This is a genomic window from Chitinophaga alhagiae, from assembly GCF_003568665.1.
Classification (GTDB): Bacteria; Bacteroidota; Bacteroidia; order Chitinophagales; family Chitinophagaceae; genus Chitinophaga; species Chitinophaga alhagiae.
Genome location: NZ_QXMH01000003.1, coordinates 309079 through 324016, shown reverse-complemented (window position 1 = coordinate 324016; position 14938 = coordinate 309079). Strand labels below are relative to the sequence as shown.

Below are 14938 nucleotides of genomic sequence, written 5' to 3'. Positions count from 1 at the left end.
TGCGTGTCGGAACGCATTTACAGTCAACCAAAATAAAACGCGTATGAATACCTTCCTTACAATGCGGGTAGCGCTGTTAAAGTCATTCCTGTTGCTATACCTGGCCGGTACCGCACTGGCGGCAGCAACGGGCACGCAGGGTGTGCTTGATAAAAAGATCTCCCTCGCCATGAACAACAAAGTGCTGAAAAATGTACTGGGCAAAATAGAACAGACGGCTGCCGTCAAGTTCGCGTACAAATCCCGCACCATCCCGCTCAATAACAAAGTTAGCATTGAAGTGGTGAACACACGGTTGGGAGACGTGCTGGAAACCCTGCTGGCCCCTTACCAGGTCACGTATGAAGTAGTGGGCAACCAGATCATCCTGCAAAAGAACGGGGTGAAAATGGTGATCAGCAGCGAAGCGCTGGAGGCCGCGTTCAAAAAAGTGACGGGGCAGGTGAAAACGGCAGACGGCAGCACCGTACCCGGTGTAACGGTGACTGTGAAAGGTACCGCCAAAGGCACTATTTCCAATGCGGACGGCCGCTATGAAATAGAAGCGGAAGAAGGCGCCATACTGGTATTTACCGCCATCGGCTTCGAAACGCAGGAGGTAACGGTAGGCGCGTCCGCCACGTACAACGTGGTGCTCCTGGAAGGCAAAAGGGAATTGCAGGAAGTAGTGGTGACCGCATTGGGCCAGCGAAAGGAAAAACGCGCACTGGGCTTTTCCGTTACGGAAGTGAAAGGTGCGGACCTGGCCGCCACCAATGAGGTGAACCCCATCAACGCCCTGCAGGGCAAAGCCGCGGGCATCAACATAGACCAGGGCTCCGGCGGCCTGTTCGGGAATTCCCGCATCCTCATCCGCGGCAACTCTACCCTCAGCACCAACAACCAACCCATATTCGTGATAGACGGGGTGATCATGGACAACGATGCGTTCAACGGGCAGGGCCGGGACTTTGGTAACGACCTGAAGAACCTGAACATGGAAGAGTTTGAGAGCGTGTCTGTGCTGAAAGGCTCCGCCGCCGCTGCCCTGTACGGCGCCCGCGCCATTAACGGGGTGGTGCTTATCACCACCAAAAAAGGGCGCGTCAAAAAAGGATGGGGCGTTACGGTATCTCAAACCGTCAACGTACAACAGCCCTACCGCGGCCCCGATTTTCAGAATGAATTTGGCGGCGGCACCGTGGGCGCGTTCTTTACAGATACCCGCGATCCCGGTTACACAGACAAGCAGAGCTGGGAAACCAAGGTGTTCCCCACCAACGGCAACGGAGACCCTTACATAGACCCGCAGAAAAACCGGGAACTGGAAAACTGGGGGCCCCGCTTCGCCAACCAGCGCGTGCTGAACTATGATGGTACGTGGACGGAGTACAAGGCCGCCCCCAACAACTACCTGGATGCCTTCCAGACCGGCGTAGGCTATATCACCAATGTGGCGCTGGACGGTGCTACGGATAAATCATCCTTCCGCCTCTCTTACTCCCGCAACCAGGCAGAAGGCATCAACCTGCGCAACAAGCTGAACAAACACGCCTTTTCGCTGCGCGCCACCCATAACCTCACCAGCTTCATAGCGCTGGATGCGGGCGCGGACTATACCAGCCTGAAAGGGGAGAACCCGCCTGCGCTGGGCCTGAACAACTACATCTGGATATTTCCCCGCAATTACGATACCAAATACTGGATGCAGCGCAGCAAATACACCAGCAGCCTGGGCGGCGTACCTAAAGTATATGATGCGGCGGAAACCAACTTTGTGCCTGGAGCAGACTACTGGTACCGTATTTTTGAGAACGATTACCTGCAGGATGAACAGATGTTCCGGGGCCGCCTCACCGTTACCGCTACGCTCAACAGCTGGCTGAAGCTCCAGCTGGAAGGCAACTTTAACAACCTCGCCATCAGGAACGAAACGAAGGAGCTGGGCCAGGGTTACAACTTTACCGGCGCGGACAATACCAGCGGTGGTAAATACGGTCTGGGGCACTCCAATAAAACCAGCTATTTCCTCAAATGGATGGGGCTGGTCACCAAACAACTCAGCAAAGACCTTACGCTGAACGGTTACATCGGAGGTGAAACACAACGTTACAGCCAGTCTTACAATTACTCCGAAACCGCGGGCGGCCTCATATTCCCGGGCAACTACTTCCTGGCCAACTCCCAGCGGCCACAGGTATCCCAGGGTGGGGTGAGAACGCGCAAAACCATCAATTCCATTTATGCCAGCGCGGACCTGGCCTATAAAGATCAGCTATACATGCAGGCTACCTGGCGGGGAGACTGGTCTTCCGCCCTCACCTATGCAGACGGCTCCGGCAACAACTTCTACAACTACCCGGCGGTGAGCCTTTCCTGGATATTCACGGAAACGTTCAAACTGCCGTCTTTCATTTCCTTCGGCAAGTTGCGCGGCAACATTGCCTGGCTGGGCGGAGACCTGGACCCCTTCATCATCAACCCCGGCTTCAAGCTGCAGAACTTCAGCGAAGCTAACGGCGGCAATACACCGCTGCTGACTTATTTCCTTGACCCCAGCGGGCAGTCTTTCGTAGTAGACAAAAACATCAAGCCGCTCAATAAAAGGGCCCTGGAAGCCGGTGTAGACCTGCGTTTCCTGCAAGACAGGCTGGGCATAGACGCCACCGTTTACCGTGACAATACGTTTAACCAGGCCATCCGCATTCCTGCCGCCGCAGAGTCAGGCGTCAACAGCATGCTCATCAACGCCGGCAACATTCAGAACTCCGGCGTGGAAATAGCGCTCAACGCCACCCCTGTTAAAACAAAGGATTTTGACTGGAATACGGTGTTGACGTATACCCGTAACCGTAACAAGATAGTGGAGCTGTACGGTGACAGGGAATACTATGCGCTGGACGATGAAGGGCTGGGCGGTAACGACCAGATACCGTATGCCAAAGTAGGCGGTACTTACGGTGTGATCCGCACCCGCATCCACTCCAAGGCCTACCAGGCCGTAGATGCCGGCGGCAACCCGAAAGAGCATCCCAATAATGGCATGGTAGTGCTTGACTGGCGCTCCGATGCCCGGGCCGCTTTTCCCAAACGCAGCAATGAATGGATGGACGTAGGAGACATCAACCCGGACTTCCGCGGTAGCTGGGACAATACCTTCCGGTACCGCAACTTTTCCCTGAACTTTTTGATAGACGCCAAAATAGGCGGTGACATGGTGATGCATACCCTGCGGTATGGCACGCATACCGGTATTTTCAAAAATTCTTTGCCGGGGAGGGATAAAGACCACGGCGGCATTGTATGGACCAGCAAGTATGACGATCAAACGTATGACGACGGCATTATACCCGAAGGCGTATTTGACAACGGGCAGACCATCAGGCAGGCAGACGGTACGGACGTAGACGTGAGCGGGATGACCTACCGCGAAGCATATGAAAAAGGGTATGTGGAGCCCACCCACCTGCCGCAGTTCAACTACCGCTATGGTTCCTTCTCCACTGCTGTGGGAGACTACTGGGTGGTAAAGAACTCGTGGGTGTCTCTCCGCCAGCTTGCGCTGAACTATACGTTGCCGCAGGCAGTGGCTGCCAAGCTGCACCTCACTAATCTGGGCGTAAGCATCATAGGCCGCGATCTGTTCTATCTCTACAATTCTTTACCCAATAATATCAACCCTGCTTCCAACAATTCCAACAGAACGAGCGTGAACAAGGAAGAAGGTTTTGTTCCACCCATGGTACGCTCTTTCGGGTTTACCATCAGGGCAGGGTTTTAATCAACGTTTAAATGATATTGTTATGAAGAAGCTAAGCCTGTACATACTCATTGCCGCGGTGGCCGGTGCATCCTGCAAAAAAGACTTTGCGGAGATCAATACAGACCCCAGCGTGGTAACTACGCCCGATATCAATTCCCTCTTTGCCTTCTCCCTTGAAAACATGGAGAGCTATCAGGGTACGGAATGGATATGGGAAAACCTGGAGCAACTGCTGCGTTTTTCCCAGCATCTTACTACAGACCCCTATGAGCTGTCTACCAACATCAACAGCCGTTACGGCGTGCTGTACAACAAGGTGCTGCCCAACCTGTTCGAGATCAGGGCGCAGGTAGAAACAAAAGCAGACAGGGAGCGCTACCGCAACATCAGGGCGGCTACCTACGTGGCGCAGGTGCTGCATGCCCTCAAGGTATCTGATATGAACGGTTCCATTCCTTACACCCAGGCTATACAAGGCAGAACAGAGGAGCAGTTCAAACCGGTGTACGATGATCAGAAAACACTGTACGATACCTGGCTGAAAGAACTGACCGATGCCGTAGACTCCCTCAGCGGTTCTCCCACCGGGCAGGTGAATTTTGGCGCATCTGATCTTTTTTACGCCAACAACTGGGAAAACTGGGCCAAACTGGCCAATACCCTCAAACTGCGCATAGCCGTGCGGTACGAAGGGCAAGACGCGAACGTGACCAAAAGGGTGTTCCAGGAAGTGATGGAAAGTGCCGCCGGACCTATAGACAGTGACAATGCCCAATTTGTGTATAATAAACCACAACACAACCCTATTGGCAATGACATCGATTACCGAAGCCCCCGCTTTGGCACCTCATCTATTATTAATTTCCTGAAAACCACTGCTGATCCCCGCCTGCAGATCTATTTCAGCCCTAACGACCTGGTAGGTTCCTTCAGGGATACGCTAACCAAATACGGTAGAACACTGCCTGCCTTCATCAACATCAATGACCCGCTGGTGGCGTTCCAGGGCGGCCCGGCAGACTGGACTACAGACCCCGGCACGGCCAGCTGGTACAAAACCACCTACGACGCGGGCGGTAACAATAAATGGCGCCTCATCGGCAACATCAACAAAAGGTTCTTTGCGCCGCGCTACGGCATCTACAGCACCAGCGACGGGCGCATGTTGGATTACATGGCCACCTGGGCCGAAACCTGCTTCTATATTGCCGAGCTTATCCAGAAGGGGCATGGGGCCGGTTTTGATACCAAAGGCAATGCAGAGTACTGGTACAACAGGGGCATTACCGCTTCCCTCCAGACCATGAATAAAATTGCCGTGGCCGCCTTGTCTACTACCGGTTTCACCGGCAACGGCGAAGCGGAAATACAGGCCTACCGCAATCATCCGAACGTAAAACTCAATGGCGTGAACAACCTGGAACGCATTTACGTCCAGGAGTACCTGAATTTTTACCGCCAGCCTAACGAGGCTTTCGTGTTTGTAAGAAGAACAGGCTACCCGAAAAACAATTCAACGTATTATCCCCGCAATGCATGGAACGAGCCTATTCCGCGGCGCTACCCGCTGGAAGAACCGCCCCTGGGCACCAATAATGAAAACTGGCAGAACGCCCAGCAGGAGCAGGGCTTTACCCCTGGAGACAGGGGCGTGCCGGCGCTTAGTACACAACGGCTGTGGTTCGACAAGAACAGTCCAGATTTCGGGAAAGGAAACTGACAGACATGGGAGCTGTTTGTTAACCTGGAATTTGGTTGAAATACAGCATACCGGGCGCCTTGATAGAGAGGCGCCTTTTTTTATGGGCATACTCCCCGTGGCCGGGTTTTTGTGTAACGCCTGTTATGAAACAACCATTACCGCTAAAAAAATGGTGGGGGCTGTTCAAATGCGCCGCAAGTGATTTTATGGATGACAAGGTGCTGAAGCTGAGCGCATCCCTCGCGTATTCTACCGTGTTTTCCATAGCGCCCATGCTTATTATTGTGCTGTTTTTCAGTGACATTTTCCTGGGCAGGGAAGCGCTGGAAGGTGATCTGTATGGTCAGCTCCGCGGCCTGATGGGACCTGCCGCCGCCCAGCAGGTGCAGGAAATTGTCAAGAACTCCACGCTTTCCCGTGACTTTGGCTGGTCTACCCTTATCGGTTTTGCCACGCTGATCATTGGCGCCACCGGCGTGTTTACCGAAATACAGGATTCCATTAATCTCATATGGCGCCTGAAAACAAAACCTAAAAAGGGCAAGGGCATTCTCAAAATTGTGTTGACCCGCCTGCTGTCTTTTTCCATGGTGATCAGTTTAGGTTTTGTAATGGTGGTATCCCTGGTGGTGCATGGTATTATTGAAGTGCTGATCAGCCGCCTCATGGCCTACTTCCCGGATATGGCGGTGGTAGCCGTGTACATCATCAACCTGCTGATCACTTTTGCGGCCATTACCGCTTTGTTTGCAGTTGTATTCAAGGTGCTACCGGATGCGCGGGTAAAATGGCGTCATGTGTGGGTAGGCTCACTCACTACCGCCGTATTGTTTATGATCGGAAAGGCCGCTATTGGTTTTTACCTGGGCAACAGTAACATCAGCAGCACCTATGGTGCAGCCGGTTCCATTGTGATCCTGCTGGTATGGGTGTATTACTCCGCCGCTATCCTGTACTTTGGCGCGGAGTTCACGCGGCAGTACGTGCAGCACAAGGGTGCGCGTATTTACCCGAATGATTATGCGGTGTGGGTGGAGCAGGTGGAAATGGAATCAAAAGGGAATTTGCCGGAGAAGTCCAATAATATCACCTAAACCACCTGGATGCCCAGGTCAATGTAGGGCTGCAGGGCTTCATCTTCGGGCTTGTCTGTAATGATCGTATCTATACCGGTGATCTCGCATACTTTAAACGGCTCCGCAGTACCCATTTTATCGCTGGTGCCGAGCGCCACCACGCGGTTGGCAGATTCCACCATGGCGGATTTTACTTCTGCTTCTTCCAGGTCAAGGCCGGTTACGCCTACAATGGGGTGCAAGCTGCATATCCCCAGGAAACAAAGGTCTGCCCGCACCCGGCGTATCATGCGGATAGTGTCAAGGCCGCTGGCTACCTGCGAATCTTTGAAAATTCTGCCGCCCGTAAAGATCACTTCCACGCCCGGGTGCTCCATCAACTGGGCCACAATGGGCACGCTGTTGGTGATAACAGTGAGTTGCAGGCCAGGGGGAAAGAGCTTTACCAGCATAAGGGTGGAAGTACCCCCGTCCAGTATGATGGTTTGCCCGTTTTTCAGCAGTGACAACGCCTTTTGCGCCATCAGCTGTTTATCCCGCTCATGCAGCAATATCCGCTCCTTGAAAGAATAGGGGTTGGGAGAGTGGGGAATGGCCCCGCCCCGCACCTTGATCAGCAGCCCGTCTTGCGCCAGCGATTCCAGGTCGCGCCGTACGGTGTCTTCAGACACCTGCAGGTCGGTGCTCAACTCTGTTTGCAGCACTTTCTGGTCGGCTTTCAGCTTCTTCAGAATGTATTCCAGGCGCTCTTCTCTTAACATGGCTTGCGGTTTTATGCAATATTATGTAAAATATTGCCATTTTCATAACGTTAGGTTAACAAATATTGCATAACTTTGCATCAAATAGCAGAATATGGCAAAAAAGAGAATTGCAATAGACATGGATGGTGTGATGGCTGACCTCAACCAGCATTACATAGACTGGTATTATGAACGTACTGGCGAGCGCGTTACCAAGGAGCAACTGATGGGCCTTCCCGAAACCACGGGTTTCCCCCAGGAGGGTATTGTATACAAGTTCCTGCACACGCCCGGGTTTTTCCGCACCGCACCGGTAATGCCCGGCGCCCAGGAGGTGATCCTGAAGCTGATGGAAAACTATGAAGTGTTCATTGTGTCTGCCGCCGTGGAGTTCCCGCAATCTCTCTCCGAAAAGCTGGAATGGCTGAAGGAGCATTTCCCCTACATCAGCTGGAAGAACATCGTGTTCTGCGGCCTCAAAACCATTGTGCAGGCAGATTATATGATTGACGATTACGACAAGAACCTCCGGTATTTCGAAGGGGAACGCCTGCTGTTCACCGCCCCGCATAACATCAATTACCAGGACTACAACCGCTATGATAGCTGGGAGGAGATAGCGCGGTTTTTCGCCATGCAGGAGGCGGAGGCAGAAGTGGAAGAATAAACAGACCGTTGAGTCCGTTCCCTGCGCGGCCCTTCCCCGGCAAAAAAGGCATCAGCAACCTCATCCCTTTACGATATCGCTTTTATCATTTATCAACGGATAACCTGTTCTGCACAAAAGCCTGCTGCTTTTTCCGGGACAGCTTATCCGTTTTGATAGCATGCGCTTTCTGTTTCTCTACTATCCTGAACCAGTAATCCGCAGGCAGAATATTGCCGGAGTGAATTTCCAGCCTGAAATAAATATACTCCGGTGGCTCCCGTTTATCATTGACAAGGTGGCTCAACAGGGAAGGATCAATTGTGATCTCCCCGGCAAACGTTTTCCGCCTCATGCCCAGTACTTTCAGGTATTCCTTCAGGAAATAACCCAGGCTGTATTGCGGCTTGTAGGATTCCGCCTTGATGTAGTCTGCCATTTTCATTCTCAGGCGAAACAATTGGAGTGCCTGTTTGTCTTCTACGGCAAAAGACGCCGCGCTCTTCCGGCGGGCTGCGGCCAGTTCCTCCGCTGCCGCCTTCCGTTCCTCCGGCGTTAAGACTTCAGGAAACACGTACGCCTCTGCCAACTCCTCCGGTGTGTTGGTTTTCAACAGTTCCTCAACGGTGTATTTTTTATGTTTTGCACTCATAGATCGTATTTTAAAAGAAGGTTTTTCAATGTCCCTTTCTCCACGTATAGCTGCCGGCCCGCATCCTGCATGCCGTATTTTTGCATGTAATGCTCCTTTAACACGGTTTTGGGCGTAAGGGAAACCGCCGCATCCAGCTCGTATAGCCCCAAAGCCTCCCGGCATGCATAAGCCATCAGGCACCCGGCCACCCCCTCGTACATCTTCTCTTTCCCCTTGTTTTCACAAGACACCGCCAGTAATTGTATCTCCACCCGCTTTTCTTCCGGGTGGTCTGCCAGGGCCATCAGCCCCAGAAGCTCCCCCGTTTCTTCCAGCACCAGCTTGAACAACCGGCAACTGTTTCTCACCTGCTTCCAGTCAAAAAAGAACCGGCGACGGGTTATTCTCTTGAAATCGCCGGATACCACGGCCGTAATCAATACCTCTTTTTCCTGTTGGGTTAACACTTCCGTCACTATCATAAAGATATGCGATTTTGTTTACAGATTTTGTCAATAAATTGCCTTCCTTTCTTCTTCACAAAGCTATGTAATCTACTGTGCTTCACCTATTTATATCTCCAATACTTTTTCAGTGTTTACCATCACTTTTTCGGTTTTCCTGATATTTTCATTAACCCAAACCGCCCATCCGTTAATTCATCTCCCAAAACCGTTATTTTCTGCCGATCTTTAATTACAAAGCAGAGAAATGGTTAGAATATTCGGGTGGATTGCTGGAATGATAGCATGGGCCGGAACTTTCAGCGGAATGCCGTGCGCGGGACAAAGCGGGGACAGGGAACCGGCTGCAGTATGGGGAAATATTGGACCATTCACCTATGCAAAAGGAGCGGAGAGTATTTCAGGGGTCAGCGTGTCCCTGAAGGCTTTCCCGGGATACAACAGGTTAAGTGCCATTGCCCTGCAGCCCCAAGCATGGTGGATGTACATATTGGCGTTATTGCCCGTCCTCATCACACTGGCCATCGTATACATTGCCAGAAATAAGCTGAAACAGCGGCTGCAGCAGCAGGACGAGCAACTGGAACGGCAACGGGAACAGATTGCCCAGATGAACCTGATGCTCAAGCTCAAGATCCTTCAGGCAAGGATGAACCCGCATTTCCTGTTCAATTCCCTCAACGCGGTGCAGTATTTTATCAATGCCGATGATAAAAAAACGGCCCTGCAGTATGTGAGCCGCTTCTCCGCGTTCCTGCGGAAAATGATACAGCACGGAGATGATATTGCCATTTCCCTGCGCGATGAGGCTGACCTCATTAATGATTACCTGGTGCTGGAACAGGCCCGGTTCCCGGATAGGTTCACTTACGAAATAGACCTGCCGGAAGAACTTTGGCTGGAAGATATACCGCCCTTTTTAACCCATAGCCTGCTGGAAGACGCGCTTTACAAGGGAGTGCTGAATCTCGGAAAAGATGAGCCTGGAAAAATCACAGTGGCCCTCAGGGCACAGGAAAACGGATTGGTAGTGGAAGTGACAGATAACGGGATCAGCTTTACCCGCGCGGAAGAACCGGACGATAAACGGGATATGCTGAATAAACGTATTCAATTGTATAACCAGCAAAATATCAGGCAGATCAGCCTGGCGTACCGCACCGGCATCAGAGGAGAGAACGGCTGGTTGAACAAGGCGGTACTGACCATCACATAAATATTGATTAATATTGTTCTCACCTCAATTCCCATATATGAAATACAAGGCTTTAATTGTAGAAGATGAAGTGCTGAGCCGTGATTTCCTGTCAAACCTTATCCGGGAGTTCTGTCCCCAGCTGGAACTGGTGGGCGTAGCCACCAATGTAGACGAGGCTGTGGCCTTCATCAATACAAAATACCCCGCGCTTGTATTCATGGATATCGAAATGCAAACGGGTACCGGTTTTGACGTATTGCAAAAGGTCAACCACCATAACTTCCATGTTATTTTTACCACCGCTTTTGACCACTATGCTATTAAGGCCATCAAATTCAGCGCGGTAGATTACCTGCTGAAACCCATCAACCTGGAAGAGCTGGAACTGGCGGTAGCCAAAGCCATCAAACACATGGACGCGCGCCCGGAAGACAACCGGCTGGAACTGCTGCTGAAGAACCTTCGCAAAACGCCGGGAGAAGATTTTTCCATCAGCCTCTCTACTTCTGAAGGGGTGGATTTTATCCCGCTTTCCCACATCATCCGCCTGGAAGCCAAGGGCCCGTACACCATCTTTTACCTGCGGGACGGGCGGCAGATCATGGTCAGCAAAAATCTTAAGGAATACGAGCTGTGCCTCTCCGAGCATGGCTTTTTCAGGATACACAACTCCTACATGATCAACCTGAAAGACGTAAAGCGCTGGGTGAAAACGGACGGCGGCTACGCCGTAATGAGTGATGACGCGCTGGTGGCTATTTCTCCCAAAAAGAAAGATGAGTTTATGACGCTGATGACAAGGCGGATGGTGTAAGCTGCCGCAGTTCCTCCATTGCTTCTTCACAAATGGCCTGCACATGCAGGAATCGGTTCTCTTCAGAATCCCGGTGCTTTTCCATGTACAGCAGGTCTTCCCCGATGTGTTGCTGCAACCCGAAGAACCCGATAGACGTGCGCAGGGTATGGGCTATTTTATATATCGCCTCGCCGTCTTTGCGGGCCAGCGCCTTCTGCAGGGCGGCCAGGTCTTTGGGGGTTTGTTTCAGGAAGGTGCGCACCATTTCCCTGATGAAAGCGGTGTTGTTATGGGTCTGTTCCCGCAGAAAGGAAAGGTCTATCAGCCGCTGTTGCCGGCAGTTGGCAATGGCCTGCATCAACTCATGCTCCCGGAAGGGTTTGGGCAGGTAATCGTTCATGCCGGCAGCAATGCATTTTTCCCGCTCGCCGCTGAAGGCATGGGCGGTGATGGCAATAATAGGGGTGCTGAGCTGGAGGCTCTTGCGGATCTTGCCGGTAGTCAGGTAGCCGTCCATGCCTGGTATCTGCAGGTCCATCAGGATGAGGTCTACCTTGTTCTTTTTCAGGAAGGCGATGGCCTTGAGGCCATTATCTGCCACGCTTACCCTGAACCCGTTGTGCAGCAGCATGATGCGCGTCATTTTCTGGTTCAGCACATTGTCTTCCACCACCAGTATATGCAGGCCGTTGCCCCTAATGCTGACAGTTGGCTGTTGCCTGCCTTCCACAGGCGCTTCGGCTTTCAGGAAAGGAAGCCGTACGCTAAATTCCGTGCCTTTTTTCTCTTCACTTTTCAACGTAATGCTGCCGCCCTGCAGCTCCACCAGCTCACGGGTAATGGCCAGGCCCAGGCCAGTGCCGCCGTATTTGCGGGTAATGGCGGAATCTGCCTGTGTAAACCTTTCAAATATCACCTGTTGTTTGTCTGCCGCAATACCAATGCCGGTATCGGATATACGGAACAGCACCTGCACGCCCTGTGGGTTTTCCTGTTCTATTTCACAACGCACGGTGATCTTTCCCTTTTCAGTGAACTTGATGGCGTTGCCGATGATGTTGAGCAGTATCTGTGTAAGGCGAACGCTGTCTCCCAGCAGGGATTGGTTCAATGCCCTGTCTACGCTGGAAATGTATTGCAGTTTTTTATGCCCCAGGCGGGAGGCCAGCATCAGCTCTATGGATTGCAGCAGGTCTGGCAGGTGGATGGGAACGGATTCAAAGCTGATCTTCCGCGCGTCCAGCTTGCTGAGGTCCATAATATCGTTGATGGTGGAAAGCAGGTTGCTGCCGGAGGTGTAGATGGCCGCCAGGTAATCATGCTGCATATTGTCCAGCTTCGTTTTCTTCAGCAGGTCCGTATACCCCAGTATGGCGCTGAGCGGCGTTCTCAGCTCATGGCTCATGTTGGCCACAAAATCAGATTTGGCGCGGGAGGATTCTTCCGCCAGTAGCCGCGCCTTTTCCATCTGCTCTTCTACGGTTTTACGCAAAAAGAAAGTAGGTATTTCCGGTGGCGTTTTTTTGATATGGCGTTTGCGGTGCGTCTTCGCAAACTGCTGGATGTGTTCCTCTATCCGGTGGGGAGGAGACATCACGAACGTACACTGGCTGTGCCCCTGCGCCCTGCAGCTTACTTCCACAGCGGTGAGGGGCACGCCGAAACTCTCTTCGCACCAGCCGGAGGAGTACCCTCCGTTCATAATACATACGGGGCTTTTGGATTGTACGCCGGCCCGTATCCAGGCGTCTGCTTCAAAGGAAAAAGGATGATGGTAGAACAAACAAAAATTTTCATCTGGGGAGGGGTTGCTTTCCGGCAGGATGTCTACATACGCCCAGCCGGTATAGGCAAAATGCACCGGGCCTGCAGACAGCTTTGACAGCGGCGTGCTGAGGTTCATCTTTGCATGGAAAGCCTTGGCGTCATTGAGGCCCAGGGCGTGGGAAATATCGAACAAAAAATTTCTGCCAATGGTGAAGGCCTCTCCTTCCCCGCGGTCCGCATACAGTTTCAGGATGCTGTCCAGGAAGTCCTTGGACAGGGCAGAAGCCCTTATCAGCACATACCTTTCGTCATTGATCTCGATGGCGGCCTTGGAAGGGTCCCACTTGAAATCGGAAAAGTACTTTCTTACGTTTTCTTCCGCCTTGCGGAACAGCGGCTGCATTTCTGCGGGTACTTTTACGGAGGCGCCGCCGTTCTGCGGCCGCTGACTTTTCTTTTTCGCGGCGGCGCGGGCGGCTTTACGTAAAGCCACGTTCTCCGCCTCCAGCGCTTTTATCTTTTCTTCCAGGTTGGATATGATACCAGGTTTTCGCATATGTTATTGGATGATGTCTGCCGTCCGGTAAACAGGTATTGGGGTTACCGGCGTCTTCGGGACCGCTCTCTGCAGCAAAATACGATAATCTTTCGGGTTAATAGGCTTGAAAAATTCATACGGCCACCACCTGGTAGCGGTAACGGGCAGGCCCATATCCCGCATCAGCTGGTCAAGGTGCATGAAGTTGAACGGCGCCACGCAGGTACCGCTGAACTCCGCCGCTATAGGCCTTCCGCTACGCCGCCATTCCGCCATGTATTGGATGTCTTGCTGCATGGCTGCCTGCGGCGGCAGGTGCAGCGTGCCCTCTACATAACGCACAAGCCAGTTTGTGGCTATTTCGGACGTGAGCGTGGTGAACAGGCTGGAATTGAAACCCACAAAGCCCAGTTGCGGTACCTGCGGGTGAATGATGTTGCGGAAAAGGCGGTAGCCGCCATCCCGGCCCGTCAGCACTTCGCGGTAGGTGCTTTCCAGGAAGGGCAGGCTCTGGGTAAAGCCGGTGCCGCAAACGATCACGTCTGGCTGCAGCACTTGCCCGTTGGTGAGGTATACATTGGGCCCGTCTATCAGCTCTATTTCAGTTTGCTGCGCTTTGATGAGGCCACTGTGTACTTTTTCGTAGAACCCTTCCGGCGCCACGCCGAGGCTGCAGCTGATCTGGTCTTCAATGCGGTGCTGCGGTACCATGCCGCAGGCATTCAGCCTGAACTGTTTTTTGAGCAACAGCTCCAGCCCGCGCCATTGCGCCCATACTATGGGGCGGCCGGCGGTGTGGAGAAATTTCTGGAAAGCGGTTTTATGAGGTGCATCAAAGAACGCTTCTGAAAAACGGGAAAACAGCAGGTACCGCATGTTGATGAGGTTGCCGAAGAAGCGGGGCACTTTCCACTGCGCCTTGCGGTATAGCAGGTGGCACTCTCCCGCGAGGCCGGCGGCCAGGGTGGCAACGTCTGTAGCAGACTTGGCAAAGCCGACCACCGCTACGGAGCGTTGCTGCAGCAGCGCGGGGTCATTTACCTGGCTGGAGTGAACAATGCGGCCGGTGAAGGTTTCCATGCCTTTGAAAGCGGGTATGTGCGCTTTGTGAAAGGTGCCGGTGCAAACCGCTACAAAGTGGAACCGCAGGCTTTCTGTAAGGTCAAGGGCTTCGTCATATACTTCCATCTGCCATTCTTCATTCCGGTATTCCAGGTGTGTAACGGTGGTACGGAAGCGGATGTGAGGGGTAACGCCGAAGTGTTCCGCATAGCTCTCCAGGTATCGCTGCACCTGGGCCCCGCTGGGCCACTGCGGGTAGGTAGCAGGCATAGGGAAATCCGAGAAAGCATATTCGTCCCGGGTGGTTTGGGTGGCTACGCCCAGGTAAGAGCGGCTGCTTTCCCAAACGCCGCCGATGGCCTTTGCCTTTTCAATAATGGTAACGCTGTAACCTTGCTGAAGGAAGGCCTTTGCCGTAGCCAGGCCGCTGAGGCCGGCGCCGATGATACCGATGTGTTTCATGTGTGTTGGGGTTTTGATGGAACGAAATTAATGACACACCGGCAGCACAAAAGCGGGAGTTAATGTATGCGGCGTTTGGGTTAATGAAATGCCCCGCGCCGTATCCGT

At 52.7% G+C, this 14938-nt stretch carries 11 protein-coding genes; 6 read left to right on the top strand and 5 right to left on the bottom strand.

Annotation, left to right across the window (positions count from 1 at the left end; genetic code table 11):
• Positions 1–43: 43 nt before the first annotated feature.
• The 3 genes from D3A97_RS17595 (at position 44) to D3A97_RS17585 (ending at position 6538) form a co-directional block, all read left to right on the top strand.
• Positions 44–3760, top strand: coding sequence for a SusC/RagA family TonB-linked outer membrane protein (locus tag D3A97_RS17595; protein WP_198674049.1), 3717 nt, complete (start codon positions 44–46; stop codon positions 3758–3760).
• Positions 3761–3782: 22 nt separating this feature from the next.
• Complete coding sequence (locus tag D3A97_RS17590) at positions 3783–5462, top strand: SusD/RagB family nutrient-binding outer membrane lipoprotein (RefSeq protein WP_119079837.1); 1680 nt, start codon at positions 3783–3785, stop codon at positions 5460–5462.
• Positions 5463–5587: 125 nt separating this feature from the next.
• A complete protein-coding gene (locus tag D3A97_RS17585) occupies positions 5588–6538 on the top strand; it encodes a YihY/virulence factor BrkB family protein (RefSeq protein WP_119079836.1) in 951 nt (316 codons plus the stop codon).
• On the opposite strand, the gene D3A97_RS17580 is transcribed toward D3A97_RS17585, so the two are convergent.
• Positions 6535–7281 carry a DeoR/GlpR family DNA-binding transcription regulator gene (locus D3A97_RS17580; protein ID WP_119079835.1) on the bottom strand — a complete coding sequence of 249 codons (747 nt, stop codon included), beginning with the start codon at positions 7279–7281 and terminating at the stop codon, positions 6535–6537. The two genes, D3A97_RS17585 and D3A97_RS17580, sit on opposite strands and share 4 nt — an antisense overlap.
• 94 nt (positions 7282–7375) lie before the next feature.
• Between D3A97_RS17580 and D3A97_RS17575 the strand changes: the two genes are divergently transcribed.
• Positions 7376–7930, top strand: coding sequence for a 5' nucleotidase, NT5C type (locus tag D3A97_RS17575; protein ID WP_119079834.1), 555 nt, complete (start codon positions 7376–7378; stop codon positions 7928–7930).
• 85 nt (positions 7931–8015) lie between these two features.
• Here the strand turns inward: D3A97_RS17575 and D3A97_RS17570 are convergent, their stop codons facing one another.
• Both D3A97_RS17570 and D3A97_RS17565 read right to left on the bottom strand, forming a co-directional pair.
• Complete coding sequence (locus D3A97_RS17570; protein WP_119079833.1) at positions 8016–8561, bottom strand: hypothetical protein; 546 nt, start codon at positions 8559–8561, stop codon at positions 8016–8018.
• The gene (locus D3A97_RS17565) at positions 8558–9025 is read right to left on the bottom strand and encodes an N-acetyltransferase (protein WP_119079832.1); all 468 of its coding nucleotides are present in this window, start codon (positions 9023–9025) and stop codon (positions 8558–8560) included. Before D3A97_RS17565 ends, D3A97_RS17570 begins: the two co-directional genes overlap by 4 nt.
• A gap of 592 nt (positions 9026–9617) precedes the next feature.
• Here D3A97_RS17565 and D3A97_RS17560 point away from each other — a divergent pair.
• A complete protein-coding gene (locus D3A97_RS17560) occupies positions 9618–10223 on the top strand; it encodes a sensor histidine kinase (RefSeq protein ID WP_438830699.1) in 606 nt (201 codons plus the stop codon).
• 37 nt (positions 10224–10260) lie between these two features.
• Positions 10261–11019: a LytR/AlgR family response regulator transcription factor gene (locus D3A97_RS17555; RefSeq protein WP_119079830.1), complete on the top strand. Its 759-nt coding sequence runs from the start codon at positions 10261–10263 to the stop codon at positions 11017–11019.
• On the opposite strand, the gene D3A97_RS17550 is transcribed toward D3A97_RS17555, so the two are convergent.
• The gene (locus D3A97_RS17550; protein WP_119079829.1) at positions 10988–13324 is read right to left on the bottom strand and encodes an ATP-binding protein; all 2337 of its coding nucleotides are present in this window, start codon (positions 13322–13324) and stop codon (positions 10988–10990) included. The genes D3A97_RS17555 and D3A97_RS17550 overlap by 32 nt on opposite strands.
• Positions 13325–13327: 3 nt before the next feature.
• The gene (locus D3A97_RS17545; protein WP_119079828.1) at positions 13328–14830 is read right to left on the bottom strand and encodes a flavin-containing monooxygenase; all 1503 of its coding nucleotides are present in this window, start codon (positions 14828–14830) and stop codon (positions 13328–13330) included.
• Positions 14831–14938: the final 108 nt, after the last annotated feature.

What these genes read in the sequence shown, in the direction of transcription:
- D3A97_RS17555 (WP_119079830.1), top strand. Translation starts at nt 10,261, where the DNA reads ATGAAATACAAGGCTTTAATTGTAGAAGATGAAGTGCTGAGCCGTGAT.
- D3A97_RS17580 (WP_119079835.1), bottom strand. Translation starts at nt 7,281, where the DNA reads ATGTTAAGAGAAGAGCGCCTGGAATACATTCTGAAGAAGCTGAAAGCC.
- D3A97_RS17565 (WP_119079832.1), bottom strand. Translation starts at nt 9,025, where the DNA reads ATGATAGTGACGGAAGTGTTAACCCAACAGGAAAAAGAGGTATTGATT.
- D3A97_RS17590 (WP_119079837.1), top strand. Translation starts at nt 3,783, where the DNA reads ATGAAGAAGCTAAGCCTGTACATACTCATTGCCGCGGTGGCCGGTGCA.
- D3A97_RS17570 (WP_119079833.1), bottom strand. Translation starts at nt 8,561, where the DNA reads ATGAGTGCAAAACATAAAAAATACACCGTTGAGGAACTGTTGAAAACC.
- D3A97_RS17575 (WP_119079834.1), top strand. Translation starts at nt 7,376, where the DNA reads ATGGCAAAAAAGAGAATTGCAATAGACATGGATGGTGTGATGGCTGAC.
- D3A97_RS17550 (WP_119079829.1), bottom strand. Translation starts at nt 13,324, where the DNA reads ATGCGAAAACCTGGTATCATATCCAACCTGGAAGAAAAGATAAAAGCG.
- D3A97_RS17595 (WP_198674049.1), top strand. Translation starts at nt 44, where the DNA reads ATGAATACCTTCCTTACAATGCGGGTAGCGCTGTTAAAGTCATTCCTG.
- D3A97_RS17545 (WP_119079828.1), bottom strand. Translation starts at nt 14,830, where the DNA reads ATGAAACACATCGGTATCATCGGCGCCGGCCTCAGCGGCCTGGCTACG.
- D3A97_RS17585 (WP_119079836.1), top strand. Translation starts at nt 5,588, where the DNA reads ATGAAACAACCATTACCGCTAAAAAAATGGTGGGGGCTGTTCAAATGC.
- D3A97_RS17560 (WP_438830699.1), top strand. Translation starts at nt 9,618, where the DNA reads ATGAACCTGATGCTCAAGCTCAAGATCCTTCAGGCAAGGATGAACCCG.